The sequence below is a fragment of the Enterococcus sp. MSG3299 genome (assembly GCF_050555765.1).
Lineage (GTDB): Bacteria > Bacillota > Bacilli > Lactobacillales > Enterococcaceae > Enterococcus > Enterococcus faecalis.
On record NZ_CP187869.1, the window covers coordinates 340,281 to 354,607 of the forward strand.

A 14,327-nucleotide genomic window follows, 5' to 3' on the forward strand; every position below is an offset into this window, starting at 1 on the left:
GTCGAAACGTAGGCAAAAACGTAATGTCTTTCGTTAACAAGACCGCTGATTATGATTGTCAGTTGAAGGGAAAGAGTCATCTTTCCGAAAAAAGGTGGTACCGCGATAATAATCGCCCTTTTACTAGTTACGGCTAGTAAAAGGGCGTTTTTTTATAAATAAAAATAGGAAAGAGTGAGGCAAATGAGTAGTCAGATTCCTTTTACAGTTGATCATGTGGGAAGTTTTTTACGTCCGGAAACAATTAAGAAAGCACGGAAAAAGGTCCAAGCAGGTGCTTTATCTCAAGCAGAGCTACGTCTTATTGAAGATGAGGAAATCAAAGCATTAGTAGCAAAACAAAAAGCTGGCGGTTTACGGGGAATCACAGATGGTGAATTTCGTCGCGGTTTTTGGCATATTGATTTCTTAGAAGGATTAAATGGTGTGACAGGCTATATCCCAGAAACGGGGTATAACCAAACCTTTCATGGAAAAGCAGCTCCAGCCTATAATATCCGCGTAGTGGATAAAATATCTTTTCCTGCGCAACATCCATTTTTAGAGGACTTTTCATTTTTAAAAGAGGTGGCGGAAGTTGGTGATGGCACGGTAGCCAAAGCAACGATCCCTAGTCCGACCATGATTTTACGTCAAGAAATTTTATCCAACGACGGCACCTCGCGCATTCAAACAATTTATCCAGAGATTGGTGATTTTTATAAGGATTTAGCACAAACATATAAAGATGCAATTGCGGCCTTTTACGAGAGAGGTTGCCGTTATTTGCAATTTGATGATACAAATTGGGCGTTTCTAGCGGATCAGACAAAACAAGAAGAATTACGAGCAAAAGGAATACAGCCAGAAGAAATTGCACAAGTGTGTACCACGATTATTAATGAAGCCTTAGCTGGTAAGCCAGAAGATTTAACTGTAACCACGCACATTTGCCGTGGGAACCATGCTTCGTCTTGGTTATTTTCAGGTGGTTATGAACCGATAGCAAAAGAATTATTTGCTACGAATTATGATGGTTTCTTCTTGGAATATGACTCAGATCGTGCAGGGGACTTTTCACCATTAAGACATTGGCAAAATAATGGCAGCAAAGTCGTTTTAGGTTTAGTTACTTCTAAGTTTCCTGAATTAGAAGAGACTGAACAAGTGAAAGCACGAATTGAAGAAGCCCAACAGTTTGTTCCTTTAGAAAACTTAAGTATTAGTCCGCAATGCGGTTTTGCTTCAACGGAAGAAGGAAATCGTTTGACGGAGAAAGAACAATGGCGCAAAGTTCAATTACTTCAAGAAATTGCTAGAGAAGTATGGTAAAAAAACTGGGACATAAGTCTAAACGGCTTATGTCCCAGTTTTTTCATTGTATTATTTTAAATATTGATCTTTAGTAAAATTCGTGTGTTCATACTCGCCGTTGTCACCATAAAAGCGGTTATAGCGTTGTTTGAATTTGCGGAATAAATAAATGACTGTCACTTTAACTAGGCAATACATTGGAATCCCGAAGATAACGCCCATTAAACCAAACAGTTCACCCATAACTAACAAGACAAGTAAAATAGTAATCGGATGGACTTTTAATTTATCGCCCATCACACGAGGAATAACAAAATCACCATGAATCAATTGGATGGCAAACCAGACGATAACGAATTTTACTACCATAAATGTGGAATCCTGAAAGGCAATAATCAATCCTGGAATAAAGGCAATAAATGGCCCGATATAAGGAATAATACATAAAATACCCGCAGCTAAAGCTAAAATGCTACCAAATTGTAAACCAATTAATAGAAAAGCTGGCCAATACATAATCCCTAAAACCAACGAAGCAATGACTTGACCTTTTAGATAATCGCCAATTTGAATGTTGGCAATTTGGCTATATTCATCAAAATCAGGACGAAAAGCTGGGGGAATGATGCCTTTTACAAAGCGATAAAACTTTTCTTTGTCTTTTAAAAGGAAAAAGGCGATGATAGGTCCTGTAAACAAGGTTAGGAAAGTAGAAGAGACTGCAGAAAAGACGCTTCCCAGACCTTGTGCGCCTGTTTGTAGGTAATCCCCTGCAAAGTCTTTAAAGGAGTTTGCAAGTTTGCCCCAGAGCTGATTAATCGACTCATTAGCAGATTCTAAATCTTTTGCAAAAGGTGTTTTAGCCATAAATTCTTGTACTGTTTGGAGCGTGCTTTTCCAAAAACTTGGGAATTGTTTGATTAATTCTTCCGTTTGGTCTTGGATAATTGGGAAAAGTTGCAGTCCAGCTAACACTAGTAATGCAATAATTAAGACATAGAGAATCGCAATCGCCCAAACACGGGGAATTTTTTTCTCAAGGCGTTTCACCATTGGATTAAGCAAATAAAATAGAATAATACCAAAAAGTACCGGGCCTAAGACGGCACTAAAAATAACAAAAATTGGTTTAAAGATAAATGAAACAGTGTTGAATAAAAAGATAGTTACAGCAATTAGACAAAGGATAGTTAATGTGTAAAGTAAATTTTTCCCACCTAAAAAGCGGATCCACTTGGTACTTTCTTTATCCATAAGTTGCTCCTTTCGTTAAGCTTTATTTCTAAAATGACCAATAATTTCAATGACACCCATGAAAATCAGGATAAATCCAAAGACTTGCATCAAAACTAAGAGACTTTTGAAGGGATTAAAAACTAAAACGGCTCCAGCGATTAAAACCAGAATACTGTAGATAAGCGCGCCTGTTTGACGAGTATTTAAAGCAAAAGTCAATTGAACGAGGCCGTTTATAACAATGCTAATCCCTAATAAAAACGGCAGAATCGAAACAATCACCGGTGCAAAAAATAAAAAGGCTACTGCTAAGACGACAAAGATTAAACCTGTTACGAAACCAAGTCCCCAGCTACCCGTTTGTTTTTTTATTTTGTAGTCATCATAAATATTAATTAACCCTAAAAGCATCAAATAACCAGCAATTAAATAACCGACGAACTGGAAGAAAGCACCGGGATTAAAGACAATGGCACTTCCGATAACGATAAAGACGGCGTCGCGCAATAGGGTATGGCGCCGAAAATTTTCTCTAAAAGTTTGGAACATAAAAATCCTCCTCAATGTTATTGTTTCTTTTATTCTAGCGGAAAAAAGAAAAAAGTGCGAGTGGTAGCTCTAAAAAGTGTTGGAAACTGTGTCTTTAGAAAAAATAACATTAAAAATTAAAAAAGTCTTACAAATGAGCGAAAATTGGCATATAATGGAAAGTGAAATTTTATTTTAAGAAGGAGAGATTTGATGGATTTATTACCTTTATTAGGCGTATTGATCGTCATTGTCGGCTTCGCATTGAAATTTGATGCTATCTTGATTGTGATGGTTGCTTTAATAGTGACGGCTTTTACTGGCGGACTTGGTTTGACATCGATGCTAGAAACACTAGGAACAACCTTTGTGAATAATCGAGGCATGGCTATCTTTATTATTATTATGTTAGCAACAGGAACGTTAGAAAGAAATGGCTTGAAAGAGTCAGCGGCTACGTTGATTAAACGATTCAAAAAGGTATCTGCTGGTGTGATTATTGACATTTATGGTGTCTTTCGGATTATCTTCGCCGCTTTTAACGTAAGTTTCGGTGGGGTAGCAGGTTTTGTGCGTCCGATTATTTTGCCAATGGCGTTAGGAACAATTGAATCAAAAAATTTACCAATGGTGCCAGAGTATGAAGAAGAACTAAAAGGGATGGCTTCAGCCATGGAAAATATCTGTTGGTTCTTTGGTCAAGTTCTGTTTGTTGGTGGGGCTGGGGCATTACTTGTTCAATCAACATTAAAAGATTTAGGCTATGAAGTGACATTAGGTAAATTGGCTTTAGTGGAAGTACCAGTCGCCTTAGTTGCCTTAATTTCGGCAAGTATTTACTTTACTTTAAAAGAAAAAAGATTACGTAAAAAATATTATGGACAGGAGGGACTGAAATGAGTTTTTTCACAGATCCAAGTATTGATTTGAGTGCAAAGTTATTGGAAGTCCTTTATATTTTTATGGGGATTATCTTGTTATATACAAGTTTTCGTAGTTTTCGTGATAAAACCAATCAACATGCGTATGGGACTAGTTTATTCTGGGGAATTTTAGGGATCTTAATCGGTTTTGGTCGGTTTATCCCACCAGTTGCCTGTGGCGTACTTATTTTTGTGATGACAATTCCGGCAATTCTTCAAAAAGTGACAAAAGGAGAAAGTCGCTTACCTTCGAAAGAATACATGGAAAAAATGTCTCAAAAATTAGGAATGAAGATTTTTATTCCCGCACTAAGTATCGGGGTTTTTGCAATTCTTTTTGCCACATTGACTACTTTAGGAGCTTTAGTCGGTGTCGGTGTTGGTGTCTTTGTAGCGATTTTCATCATGATGTTCTTTTCTAAAAATAATACGCCGAAAGTATTTTTTGATGATGCGGCGGAAATGTTAGAAACAGTCGGTCCTCTTAGTACGTTGCCAATGCTATTAGCTTGTTTAGGTGCTGTTTTTACTAGCGCTGGTGTTGGTGAGATTATTTCAAAAGGGGTTAGTGCCGTAGTACCAGCAGGAAATGTCAATGTAGGGATTATTATTTATGCTGTGGGAATGGTTATTTTTACGGCTATCATGGGCAATGCCTTTGCAGCAATAACCGTGATGACAGTCGGAATTGGTGTGCCGTTTGTCTTTTCTTTAGGTGCAGATCCCGCATTAGTTGGGATGGTTGCCTTAACATGTGGTTTTTGTGGTACACTGTTAACACCGATGGCTGCGAACTTTAATATCGTACCTGTAGCCATGTTGGAAATGAAAGATAAGTACGGCGTCATTAAAAATCAATTGCCGATTGCACTTTTCATGTTAATTTTCCAAATTGTTTATATGATTCTATTCAAATAAGAAAGGATGATCGAAATGAAAGTTGTCGTTACTGGCTTTGATCCATTTGGAGGAGAAGCAATCAATCCTGCCTTTGAAGCAGTCAAAAAATTACCTGCTGAAATTGCAGGAGCTGAAATTATTAAAGTTGAGGTGCCAACTGTTTTTGGCACTAGTGGTGAAAAAGTGGCTGAAGCAATTGAAACCCATCAACCAGATATGGTGATTTGTGTTGGACAAGCAGGCGGCCGCCAAACAGTCACTGTTGAAAAAGTGGCGATTAATTTAGCGGAAGCGCGTATCCCGGATAATGCAGGACAACAACCAAGCGATGTGCCGTTGGTTGAAGATGGAGCAACAGCCTATTTTACAAATTTACCGATTAAAGCGATGGTAAAAAATTGTCATGACCATCAATTACCTGCAGCGATTTCTTATACAGCAGGAACCTTTGTATGTAATGATATTATGTATCACTTACTACACTTAATTAACACTAAATATCCAACTATTCGTGGCGGATTTATTCATGTTCCGTTCCTACCAGAACAAACAATTGATAAACCAACGTTTGCTTCTATGTCATTAGAAGCAATCACAGATTCTTTGTTCTATATGATTGAAGCAGCAGTAAAAACGCAAGAAGATATTCAACTACAAGGTGGCACAACCCATTAATTAACAGGCGCTTTCGTGAGAACGGAGGCGCTTTTCTATTTTTACAAAAAGAAAAAGTAATTTTTGTTGGCGTGTGAAAAAATTTTTTATACTATTTTCGTTGACAAGTCGGTTTCTTCTTGGTATATTGAGATTCATAAATTATTAGCCCAGTAGGAAATAGATGTTTTGTTCAGAAAGTCGATGGTTGCTGCGAATCGATCAAGTCTATTTGTGAATTACACTAATAAGTAGTAACAATTACATAATACATAAGCGAGAAGCAAGTAAGCTTCTAATTAAGGTGGTACCGCGGAGAGATTCGTCCTTATTCTTTAAGGATGAATCTCTCTTTTTATGTAGCTTTAGGAGGCGTTTTCAATGAGTTGTGGAGGGGTTATTCGTTATCATAAGATCCTTTAATGTCAGAGTATTCAGAAAAAAGATTAGAGGAGAGTAACGAAATGAAAGAAAAACAGAAAAAGAAGACCGTGAGTGTTCGAGAAGCAAGTATCGTTTTATTAATTATTGTGGCAGCTATTGCAACAGGAGTAATTGGCTTAAAGATATCGCCAAATATTACTATTTTGTTTGTGATTGCATTGATTTTAGGCTACGCAATGTTTCGTAAAGTACCATTTGATCAAATGCATAAAGGGATTGTTGATGGCTTGAAGCCAGGGATTATTCCAATTTTTATTTTCATTTTAGTGGGTGCATTGATTGCCGTTTGGATTCAAGCAGGAATTATTCCAACGATTATGGTTTTTGGTTTTAAAATGATTAGTGTTAAATGGTTTGTGCCGTCAGTTTTTATTGTCTGTGCGATTGTCGGCAGTGCAGTAGGTAGTGCTTTTACAGTGATGTCAACAATTGGAATTGCCTTTTTCGGTATTGGCAGTACCTTAGGGTTAAATCCTGCTTTAGTTGTGGGGGCGATTGTTTCTGGTTCAGTTTTTGGTGATAAAATGTCACCTTTATCAGAATCAACAAACTTAGCCGCAGCGATTGTTGAAGCGGATTTGTTTAAACATATAAAAAACTTGATGTGGTCGACTGTACCAGCATTTATCGTCTCTTTAATCTTGTTTATGATTTTAGGACAAACGTACGCGAACACTAGTCTGACAGAAGTAGTTCAAGTTATTCAAGTATTGGAAGACCACTTTACCATTTCCATTTGGTCATTGTTACCATTAGCCTTAATGTTAATCTGTGCCTGGCGCAAAATTCCAGCGATTATCACGATTTTGTTGAACATTATTGTGGCAGTAATTATGATTATTATTCAAAATCCGAAAGTATCGTTGCAGGCATTAGGAAACACGTTGGAAAATGGGTTTGTTTCTCAAACGGGGAACGCACAAATTGATCAATTATTAAGTCGTGGCGGGATTATGAGTATGATGCCGACTGTGGCACTTATTATTCTAACGTTGTCTCTAGGTGGCTTATTAATGGAATTAGGATTGATTTCTGCGGTCATGGAAGTTGTTTCGCAGAAAATGAGCAGTACACCGAAATTGATTTTATCAACGTTATTAACAGGAATTGGCGTAAATATTTTTATTGGTGAACAATTCCTATCGGTTATTTTACCAGGGAATGCCTTTAAAGAAGTTTACAAAAAAGAAGGTTTGGATCCGACTGTTTTAGGCAGAACCTTGGAGGATGGTGGGACGGTTATTAACTACCTCATTCCTTGGGGGATTGCAGGTAGCTTCGTAGCGGGGACCTTTGGCGTACCAACGTTGACTTACTTACCATTTGTTTTCTTTAGCTTATTATCGCCTGTCTTCTCAATGGTCAGTGCATTTACTGGTTTAGGAATTAAGCGGTTATCAGCAGAACCTGTTACCGAAAAATAGATTGATTAAAATAGAACAGTTGATGGGGAATACTGTAGTTTCTCCCTGTCAATTGTTCTATTTTTCTTGTAAAAAAGGTTGCATTTTTAGAAAGAAACAGTTATAGTTGACTAGTCAATTGTTGACGAGTCATCTTTTTAAGGAGGAAACTATGTCGTTATCATTACGGGAAGTCAGCCAATTATTATGTCAGTTAAAGGTATTAGATCAAAAAATTACCAAAGTTTTTGAAGAGCAAGTTGGCTTGAGTTTGACTCGTTATGAGTTGCTGATGATTTTAAAAGAACGTCAGCCGTGTCTTCAAACGGAGATTCAAGAACACTTAAAAATCGATAGTGGTGCGGTCACTCGCCATTTGAAAATTTTAGAAGAGAAACAGTATGTGACGCGACAGCGAAATCCAGAAAATAATCGGGAAGTGCTAGTGCATTTAACAGAAAAAGCACAACAAGAACTACAGCAATGTACAGCCAAGCAACAAACGGTAACAGAAATTATTCCCAGTACATTTACAAAGGACGACTGTCGCCAGTTAAAAGAACTTTTGACAAAACTAGATCAAAGCATTACAACGAAAGAGGTATGATAGAATGACAACATATACAACGAATGATTTTTCAGAGATTGTTTTTGGCCGCAAATCGGTTCGGGTGTACGATGAAACCCATAAAATTTCTCATGAAGAAATGTTAACAATGATTCAAGAAGCGACCACTGCCCCTTCTTCTGTTAACATGCAGCCATGGCGTTTTGTCGTAGTGGAAAGTGAAGCAGGCAAAGAAAAATTAAAACCCTTAATTCGCTTTAATACGCGTCAAAATGAAACATCTTCTGCAATGCTCTTAATTTTTGGTGATCTAAACTGCCATGAGCGAGGAGAGGAAATTTACAATCAAGCCTATGCTAGTGGTAAAATGCCTAAGGAAGTGCGGGACCAACAATTAGCAGCCATTATTCCCCATTATGAAAGTTTAAGTAGAGAACAAATGAATGACATCGTAAAAATTGATGCGAGTTTAGCAGCTATGCAATTTATGTTAGTGGCCCGAGCTCACGGATATGAAACAAATCCAATCGGTGGTTTTGAAGCGGAAAAATTAGCCGAAACATTTGGTTTAGATCAAGAGCGCTATGTCCCAGTAATGATTTTATCTGTGGGTAAGGGCATGGAAACTGGTTATGAATCTGTTCGTTTAGCACCAGAAAAAATCACGACATTTGAATAGGCAATAAAAAATGACGGCGTACGCTTGCATCAACCAACGATCTTAAAGAAAGTTGGCTAATGCAACAGCGATGCCGTCATTGTCGTTGGATAAAGTGACTTCCGTTGCGATGCTTTTAAGCTCGTCAACGGCGTTTTCCATAGCAATCCCCGTGCCGGCCCATTCCAACATTGTATAATCGTTGTGACCATCACCAAAAGCAATTACTTCTTCAGCAGTTATGCCTAACTGTAGGGTTAGTTTTTCTAAAGAACGCGCTTTATCAATATTTTTAGCGGTAAATTCAAAATAGAAAGGAGCGGAAAAAGCAGCGGTGACGGTTTCTTTGAAAGGCGCGTAGATGGCCTCATGATATTTTTGTAAATAGGCGGGTTCACCAGCAATTAAAATTTTGTTCAAGGGAAAGTTTAGTCTGGCGGCTAAATCATGCCACTCACATAATTGAAAGTTGCCGCCCCGTGATTCATATTCAATAATATTAAAATCACCAGTCTCTAAATGTAAGGTGTTATGAAAAACATCATTGACGTACATAAATGTTTCATCATTAATCATTGGAATTACGTCAAATTGTTTCAAATGTTCTAAAATTTGTTGACTCAATGATTTTGAAATTGTCTGGTTAAATAGTTGTTGCTGACTGCCATGATGGGTGACACAAGCGCCGTTATAGGAAAGTAAGTGTCCATTATAATGAGCCATCTCCAATTCATCTGCTAAGGGCCGCATACCGTTAGTCGGGCGGCCAGAAGCCAAAATCAGTGAGAGGCCTTGTTTTTGTGCAGCTACTAATGCTTGTCGCGTTTTTGGTGAAATCTTTTTTTCTGAAGTTAATAAGGTGCCATCAATATCCATTACAATTGCTTTGATTGCCATAATTGGCCTCCAATCCGAAGAGTTTCTTTCTTTTAGTATAAAAGTTTTTTCTATTAATGTAAACGGATTCTCTTGTGAGGTGTATAAAAGAATTATTTTACAAAAATCTATACTATTTTTTTGTGAAATTTCATATAATAGAAGTATTCTAATTATCTACATAGAGAGCGAGGGACAAGGAATATGAAGGAAAAAGAAATGCATTCGCTCTTTTTTAAACATAAGTTTGTGAAAGTAACTCCCTATTTACGTCGTTTTGGTCATCGTTTGAGTGGGATGATTATGCCAAATTTGAGTATTTTTATTGCGTGGAGCTTATTGTCTTTGATGGCTGGCTATACGACAGGGAATCTACGGCTAGCTCTTTCTGAAGTCGAAACGATAATGATTCGAGTTGTTTTACCGATTTTAATTGGTTTTACAGGCGGAAAAATGTTCGAGGAACAACGTGGCGGCGTTGTTGCTGCTATCGCGACAGTGGGCGTGATTGTTTCCACAGATGTTCCACAGTTGTTTGGTGCTATGTTTATTGGCCCTTTAGCAGGATATACTTTCGCCAAAATTGAACAAATTCTCTTACCGAAAGTTAAAGAAGGCTATGAGATGCTGACTAAAAACTTTTTAGCAGGAATTGTGGGAGGACTGCTTTGCTGTTTTGGTATTCTGGTTGTAGCTCCGGCTGTTGAAAGTGCTAGTTTTTGGCTGTATCAATTTTCTTCTTGGTTAATTGAAGCCAATCTTTTACCATTGGTTCACGTTTTCTTAGAGCCCTTAAAAGTGTTATTTTTTAATAATGCGATTAACCATGGCTTATTAACGCCTCTAGGTTTAGAAGGTGCTAGTCAAACAGGTCAGTCCATTTTATTTCTATTGGAAACAAATCCTGGACCAGGCGTGGGCGTTTTGGTTGCTTTTCTGCTGTTTGGTCCTGTAGGACAACGAAAAACAGCAGGAGGTGCCACCATGATTCAACTGATTGGGGGCATTCATGAAATTTATTTTCCGTTTGTTTTGATGGACCCGCGCTTATTTTTAGCAGTAATTGCTGGAGGAATGAGTGGTACGCTTGTTTTTCAAATATTTAATGTGGGGCTAAGTGCTCCAGCTTCGCCAGGTTCATTGGTTGCGATTTTAGCCAATGCCCCGACTGATGCGAGGCTGGCGGTTTTTAGCGGAATTTTTGTTAGCTTTCTGTGCTCTTTTGCAATAGCAAGCTTGTTATTAAAACGTCAACGAGGAATTGAACCAGTTTCAATGATAAAGATGAAGGAGAAGGAGGAAGACCAAGTGGAAACAGTCACACCTAACTATCAGCAAATTTTATTTGTTTGTGATGCAGGAATGGGCTCAAGTGCCATGGGGGCTAGTTTGCTAAGCCGACAATTAAAAGCTGTGGACTTGGAGATACCTGTGACTTACCAGTCCGTTCATCAGATGAAGTGGCAGCCTAAGACATTAGTGGTCATTCAAGCAGAATTGAAACAGTTAGCACAAAAGTACGTCCCAGAAAAGGATATGGTGAGTGTTCAAAATTTTTTAGAAATTAAATCCTATTACCCGCAAGTTTTAGCCAAACTGACTGCTTCTTCTCAAGAGCAATCTTTACTTGGTTCAGAGTCTACTGAAACGAACCCGATAAAACAAATACAGAAGCTTGTTTTTTTATATGCCGAGAATGTTCGAGGATCGCAAACAATGGGAATGGAATTATTGCGGCAACAAGCGGCGAAACAAGGAGTCGCGATTGAAGTATCTAAAGAACCACTGGAAACAGTCTTTTTTACCAAGGAGACAACCTACGTAGTGACTCGTGAACTGGCGCAAGCCTATCATTTAGATCTAACGCAACAAAATTTATACGTAGTTACTAGTTTTTTGAATAAGAAAGAGTATCAAGAATGGATGGAAGGAGGAGCTGATAGATGTTTTTAACGACAAGAGAAACTGTTCTATTAACGGAATTAGTGAATAGTCCTACCCCCGTTTCAGTAAACCGCATGATGAATTTGTTAAAGGTTAGCCGCCGGACGGTATATCGTGAATTAGAAAATTTAGAAACCTCGCTAGCATCGATGGGCGCGACGTTGGAAAAAGTAGCTCGTGGGCGCTTTTCGATTCAAGCAGATGAAGCAGCGATGACGGAAATTCAGGCTGCTATTTTAGGAGAAGAGACACAGGAACTTTCTACTTTGGCGCGGCAACATGCGATTTTATTGACATTACTTCAAACAAAAGAGCCAGTCTCTATGCATTATTTTCTGGAAACGTATTGTATTAGTAATACGACTTTTTATGCCGATATTAAACAATTAGAAACACGGATTGCTCGGATTCCGTTGACGATTTCTCGGAATCAAGGCTATGAAGTGACTGGTTCTGAAAAATATCGCCGTCTTCTAATGGCGAATATTCTAAGTATGGAAATTAATGAGTACCAATTTTTTCATTTTACCGAATTAACAACAAACGACCATTTTTTCTTTCAGTTTATTCATGCAGAACATTTAGCATTTGCACAAAAAATTGTTCAGCCAGAAGTAGAAACTTTATTTCCAGCATTAAGTGATCGCAAATTACAACATTTGATTTTAATGTTAACAATTGCGATGGATCGGGTCACTGCAGGTTTTTATTTAGCTGATGAGACCTATACTGGGCAGATGAATAAGGCCTTTCTAAATTGTTCTAAACGACTTTTTTCAAAAGTCGCTGCTGAAACGAAACAACTATACGCTGTCAGTGAGATTGTTTTTTTTGCTAGCTTATTAAGTGATTTTTCTAATTCTTTTGATGAAGATTTTTTTGATGAACATTTTGACACTCAGCTGGCTTATGAAGTGAAACAACTGATTGAAGCAGTAAGTCAAGAAACGGAAGTTAATTTTTTCGAAGATACCAATTTGTATAAAATGTTGTTGACGCATTTATCAGGTGTTTTTTCTCGGGCGGTTTTACAAGAAGAAGATTTAACGAATCCCATTTTAGAACGGATTATGAATCAATATCAAGAAATAGCTGCGGCTTTACGCCAAGCGTTGCCGCAAATTTTTCCGCAAAAGAATTTATCGGAAGAGGAAATTGCCTACATGGTACTTCATTTTGCCAATTCTTTAGAGCGGAGTCCCAAAATTATGGAAGTTGATATTGCTGGTTTTTCTCCTAGCGGTTTGGCTTCGACAAGTATGCTGGAAATGCGATTACGGCGCTACTTTCCTTTTATCAACCAGATTCATTTTTTTCGGATTGCGGATTTAGGTAAGGTGAATGTTGAGGAAAACTATGACTTAGTGATTTCCACTTCGTTATTACCAGGATACAATGGTAAATATAAATTGATCTCACCGTTACTTTTAGACGATGAAATCCGCCAATTGAAAGAAGAGTTTAAGCGGATTAGTCACGAAAAACGCTCGCTTAGGAAAGCGCCTGTGAAAAAAATAGGTGGCGAAGAAAGCTACGAAACAGTGGTCGCTTTCATGGAAGAAATTAGTAAACTATTAGAAACATTTTTCATAGCAGATTTAAATAATCAAGCGGATTTAGCTGAAACCGTTCAACAAGCTCTCGCGCAACTTTCCGCAGATTTAATCACCGATAGTGCAATCGTCTGTCAGCAATTGATGAAACGTTACGAGCAAGCTCCTATTGGGATTCCTCAGACGGAAATGGCCTTATTCCATACCTCAAGTACAGCAGTGACACAGCCTGTTTTTTGTATTTTTAATCTGGCCCAGCCACTTATGATTGAAGGTATGGATAAAAAGCCGATGCAGTTACAACGTATGTTACTCATGCTAGCGCCGATGCCGATTGATGAAACAATCGGGAAAATTTTAGGGAAAATCAGTGGTGCGATTATTATGAATGATTTAAATACAGAAATTTTTCATTCAGGAAATGAAGCCATTGTTTATCAGTTGCTTTCGTCATTATTAATTGAAGAAATGAAAGGCTAGGTGTTGAGAGATGTTTGAAATTACAGCGGAGCAAATAATGTTGAATCAATCGTATGCTAGTTGGGAGGAAGCACTTGCAGCTTCTGGTGAATTACTGCTAAAAAATCAGTTGGTCACGCCTGACTATGTCAAAGCAATGTATCAACGTCAACAAAAAGTCAGCGTGTATATCGGTAACTTCGTGGCATTGCCTCATGCGGAAGGACAAGATGAACAAGTTTTAAAAGAAGGGATTTGCTTTATTCAAGTGCCTGATGGGGTCAACTTTGGTACGGAAGCAGATCGAAAAATAGCTACTTTGTTATTTGTCGTTGCTCTAAAAAGTCAACGGCAACTAAGCATGCTTCAAGAATTAGCTTTTTTCTGTTCAGATCTCGAAAACATTCAGCGGCTCAGTGATTGTCGAACAATAGATGAAGCGCAAAAAATTCTGGCTCAAGCCTAAAGTTACGTCTGAAAAAAATTGGTAGTAAAAAATCAATTCATTCTGAAATGTTCAATAATTATTGAAATAATTTTATAATAAAAATTAAAATATTTTTATTTAAGAGGTTAAACAAAAAAGATAAGAAGATTCCTTGACAAAAAATAGGCCCTATGATAAATTTAAGGTAACTTGTGACAAAGTCGTGCATGGATGCACTAAAAAGACACCCTATTGCGGTAGGGTGTCTTTTTTTGCTGTTTAGACAGCAGCGGTTGGAAGCAACTTGTTTATTCCTCGTTCTGTTTTTCCAACCAAATGGTTACAAGTTTCAGGACAATCCCGACAAAAATCGGCACAAGAATTTTTGTGACAATCTCGTACATGTGATGCACCTCCTTTCGAGGCAAGTCACCAATTTGAGTATAGCATAAAAAGTCGTT

General features: G+C 37.8%; 14 protein-coding genes and 2 other annotated features (1 of these 16 only partly in view). Of the genes, 10 read left to right on the top strand and 4 right to left on the bottom strand.

The window, feature by feature from the left end:
• Positions 1-123: a binding site (T-box leader), on the top strand; it begins 107 nt to the left of the window's first position.
• 60 nt (positions 124-183) lie between these two features.
• Entirely contained in the window at positions 184-1,311 is a 1,128-nt protein-coding gene (locus IGL23_RS01825; protein WP_033594271.1) for a 5-methyltetrahydropteroyltriglutamate--homocysteine S-methyltransferase, read from the top strand.
• Between the two features lie 51 nt (positions 1,312-1,362).
• Here the strand turns inward: IGL23_RS01825 and IGL23_RS01830 are convergent, their stop codons facing one another.
• Both IGL23_RS01830 and IGL23_RS01835 read right to left on the bottom strand, forming a co-directional pair.
• The gene (locus IGL23_RS01830) at positions 1,363-2,547 is read right to left on the bottom strand and encodes an AI-2E family transporter (RefSeq protein ID WP_002355262.1); all 1,185 of its coding nucleotides are present in this window, start codon (positions 2,545-2,547) and stop codon (positions 1,363-1,365) included.
• Between the two features lie 15 nt (positions 2,548-2,562).
• Positions 2,563-3,078, bottom strand: coding sequence for an HdeD family acid-resistance protein (locus IGL23_RS01835; protein ID WP_002381189.1), 516 nt, complete (start codon positions 3,076-3,078; stop codon positions 2,563-2,565).
• Positions 3,079-3,270: 192 nt separating this feature from the next.
• Here IGL23_RS01835 and IGL23_RS01840 point away from each other — a divergent pair, with 192 nt between their 5' ends.
• From IGL23_RS01840 to IGL23_RS01865, 6 genes are all read left to right on the top strand, one after another.
• Positions 3,271-3,957, top strand: coding sequence for a DUF969 domain-containing protein (locus tag IGL23_RS01840; RefSeq protein WP_002355265.1), 687 nt, complete (start codon positions 3,271-3,273; stop codon positions 3,955-3,957).
• Entirely contained in the window at positions 3,954-4,898 is a 945-nt protein-coding gene (locus tag IGL23_RS01845) for a DUF979 domain-containing protein (protein ID WP_002355267.1), read from the top strand. Before IGL23_RS01840 ends, IGL23_RS01845 begins: the two co-directional genes overlap by 4 nt.
• Before the next feature lie 15 nt (positions 4,899-4,913).
• Positions 4,914-5,555 carry a pyroglutamyl-peptidase I gene (gene pcp / locus IGL23_RS01850; RefSeq protein WP_002355269.1) on the top strand — a complete coding sequence of 214 codons (642 nt, stop codon included), beginning with the start codon at positions 4,914-4,916 and terminating at the stop codon, positions 5,553-5,555.
• Positions 5,556-5,691: 136 nt separating this feature from the next.
• Positions 5,692-5,867, top strand: a binding site (T-box leader).
• Positions 5,868-5,956: 89 nt separating this feature from the next.
• The gene (gene nhaC / locus IGL23_RS01855; protein WP_002383673.1) at positions 5,957-7,402 is read left to right on the top strand and encodes a Na+/H+ antiporter NhaC; all 1,446 of its coding nucleotides are present in this window, start codon (positions 5,957-5,959) and stop codon (positions 7,400-7,402) included.
• A 151-nt stretch (positions 7,403-7,553) separates the two neighbouring features.
• Positions 7,554-7,988, top strand: coding sequence for a MarR family winged helix-turn-helix transcriptional regulator (locus IGL23_RS01860; protein WP_002362972.1), 435 nt, complete (start codon positions 7,554-7,556; stop codon positions 7,986-7,988).
• A 4-nt stretch (positions 7,989-7,992) separates the two neighbouring features.
• Positions 7,993-8,628, top strand: coding sequence for a nitroreductase family protein (locus IGL23_RS01865; protein ID WP_002358386.1), 636 nt, complete (start codon positions 7,993-7,995; stop codon positions 8,626-8,628).
• 42 nt (positions 8,629-8,670) lie between these two features.
• On the opposite strand, the gene IGL23_RS01870 is transcribed toward IGL23_RS01865, so the two are convergent.
• Positions 8,671-9,504 (bottom strand): Cof-type HAD-IIB family hydrolase, encoded by an 834-nt coding sequence (locus IGL23_RS01870; protein ID WP_002355273.1) that lies wholly within the window; start codon positions 9,502-9,504, stop codon positions 8,671-8,673.
• A gap of 183 nt (positions 9,505-9,687) precedes the next feature.
• Between IGL23_RS01870 and IGL23_RS01875 the strand changes: the two genes are divergently transcribed.
• Genes IGL23_RS01875 through IGL23_RS01885 form a run of 3 tightly spaced genes read left to right on the top strand, consistent with a single transcriptional unit; the run spans position 9,688 to position 13,905 of the window.
• Positions 9,688-11,436 (top strand): PTS transporter subunit EIIC, encoded by a 1,749-nt coding sequence (locus tag IGL23_RS01875; RefSeq protein WP_033594270.1) that lies wholly within the window; start codon positions 9,688-9,690, stop codon positions 11,434-11,436.
• Positions 11,427-13,460, top strand: coding sequence for a BglG family transcription antiterminator (locus IGL23_RS01880; protein ID WP_002361171.1), 2,034 nt, complete (start codon positions 11,427-11,429; stop codon positions 13,458-13,460). The genes IGL23_RS01875 and IGL23_RS01880 overlap by 10 nt, the downstream gene beginning before the upstream one ends.
• 10 nt (positions 13,461-13,470) lie before the next feature.
• Positions 13,471-13,905, top strand: a complete 435-nt coding sequence (locus IGL23_RS01885) for a PTS sugar transporter subunit IIA (protein WP_002358391.1) — start codon at positions 13,471-13,473, stop codon at positions 13,903-13,905.
• Positions 13,906-14,174: 269 nt separating this feature from the next.
• Here IGL23_RS01885 and IGL23_RS01890 read toward each other — a convergent pair whose 3' ends face one another.
• Entirely contained in the window at positions 14,175-14,270 is a 96-nt protein-coding gene (locus IGL23_RS01890; protein WP_015543884.1) for a type I toxin-antitoxin system Fst family toxin, read from the bottom strand.
• Between the last annotated feature and the right edge of the window lie 57 nt (positions 14,271-14,327).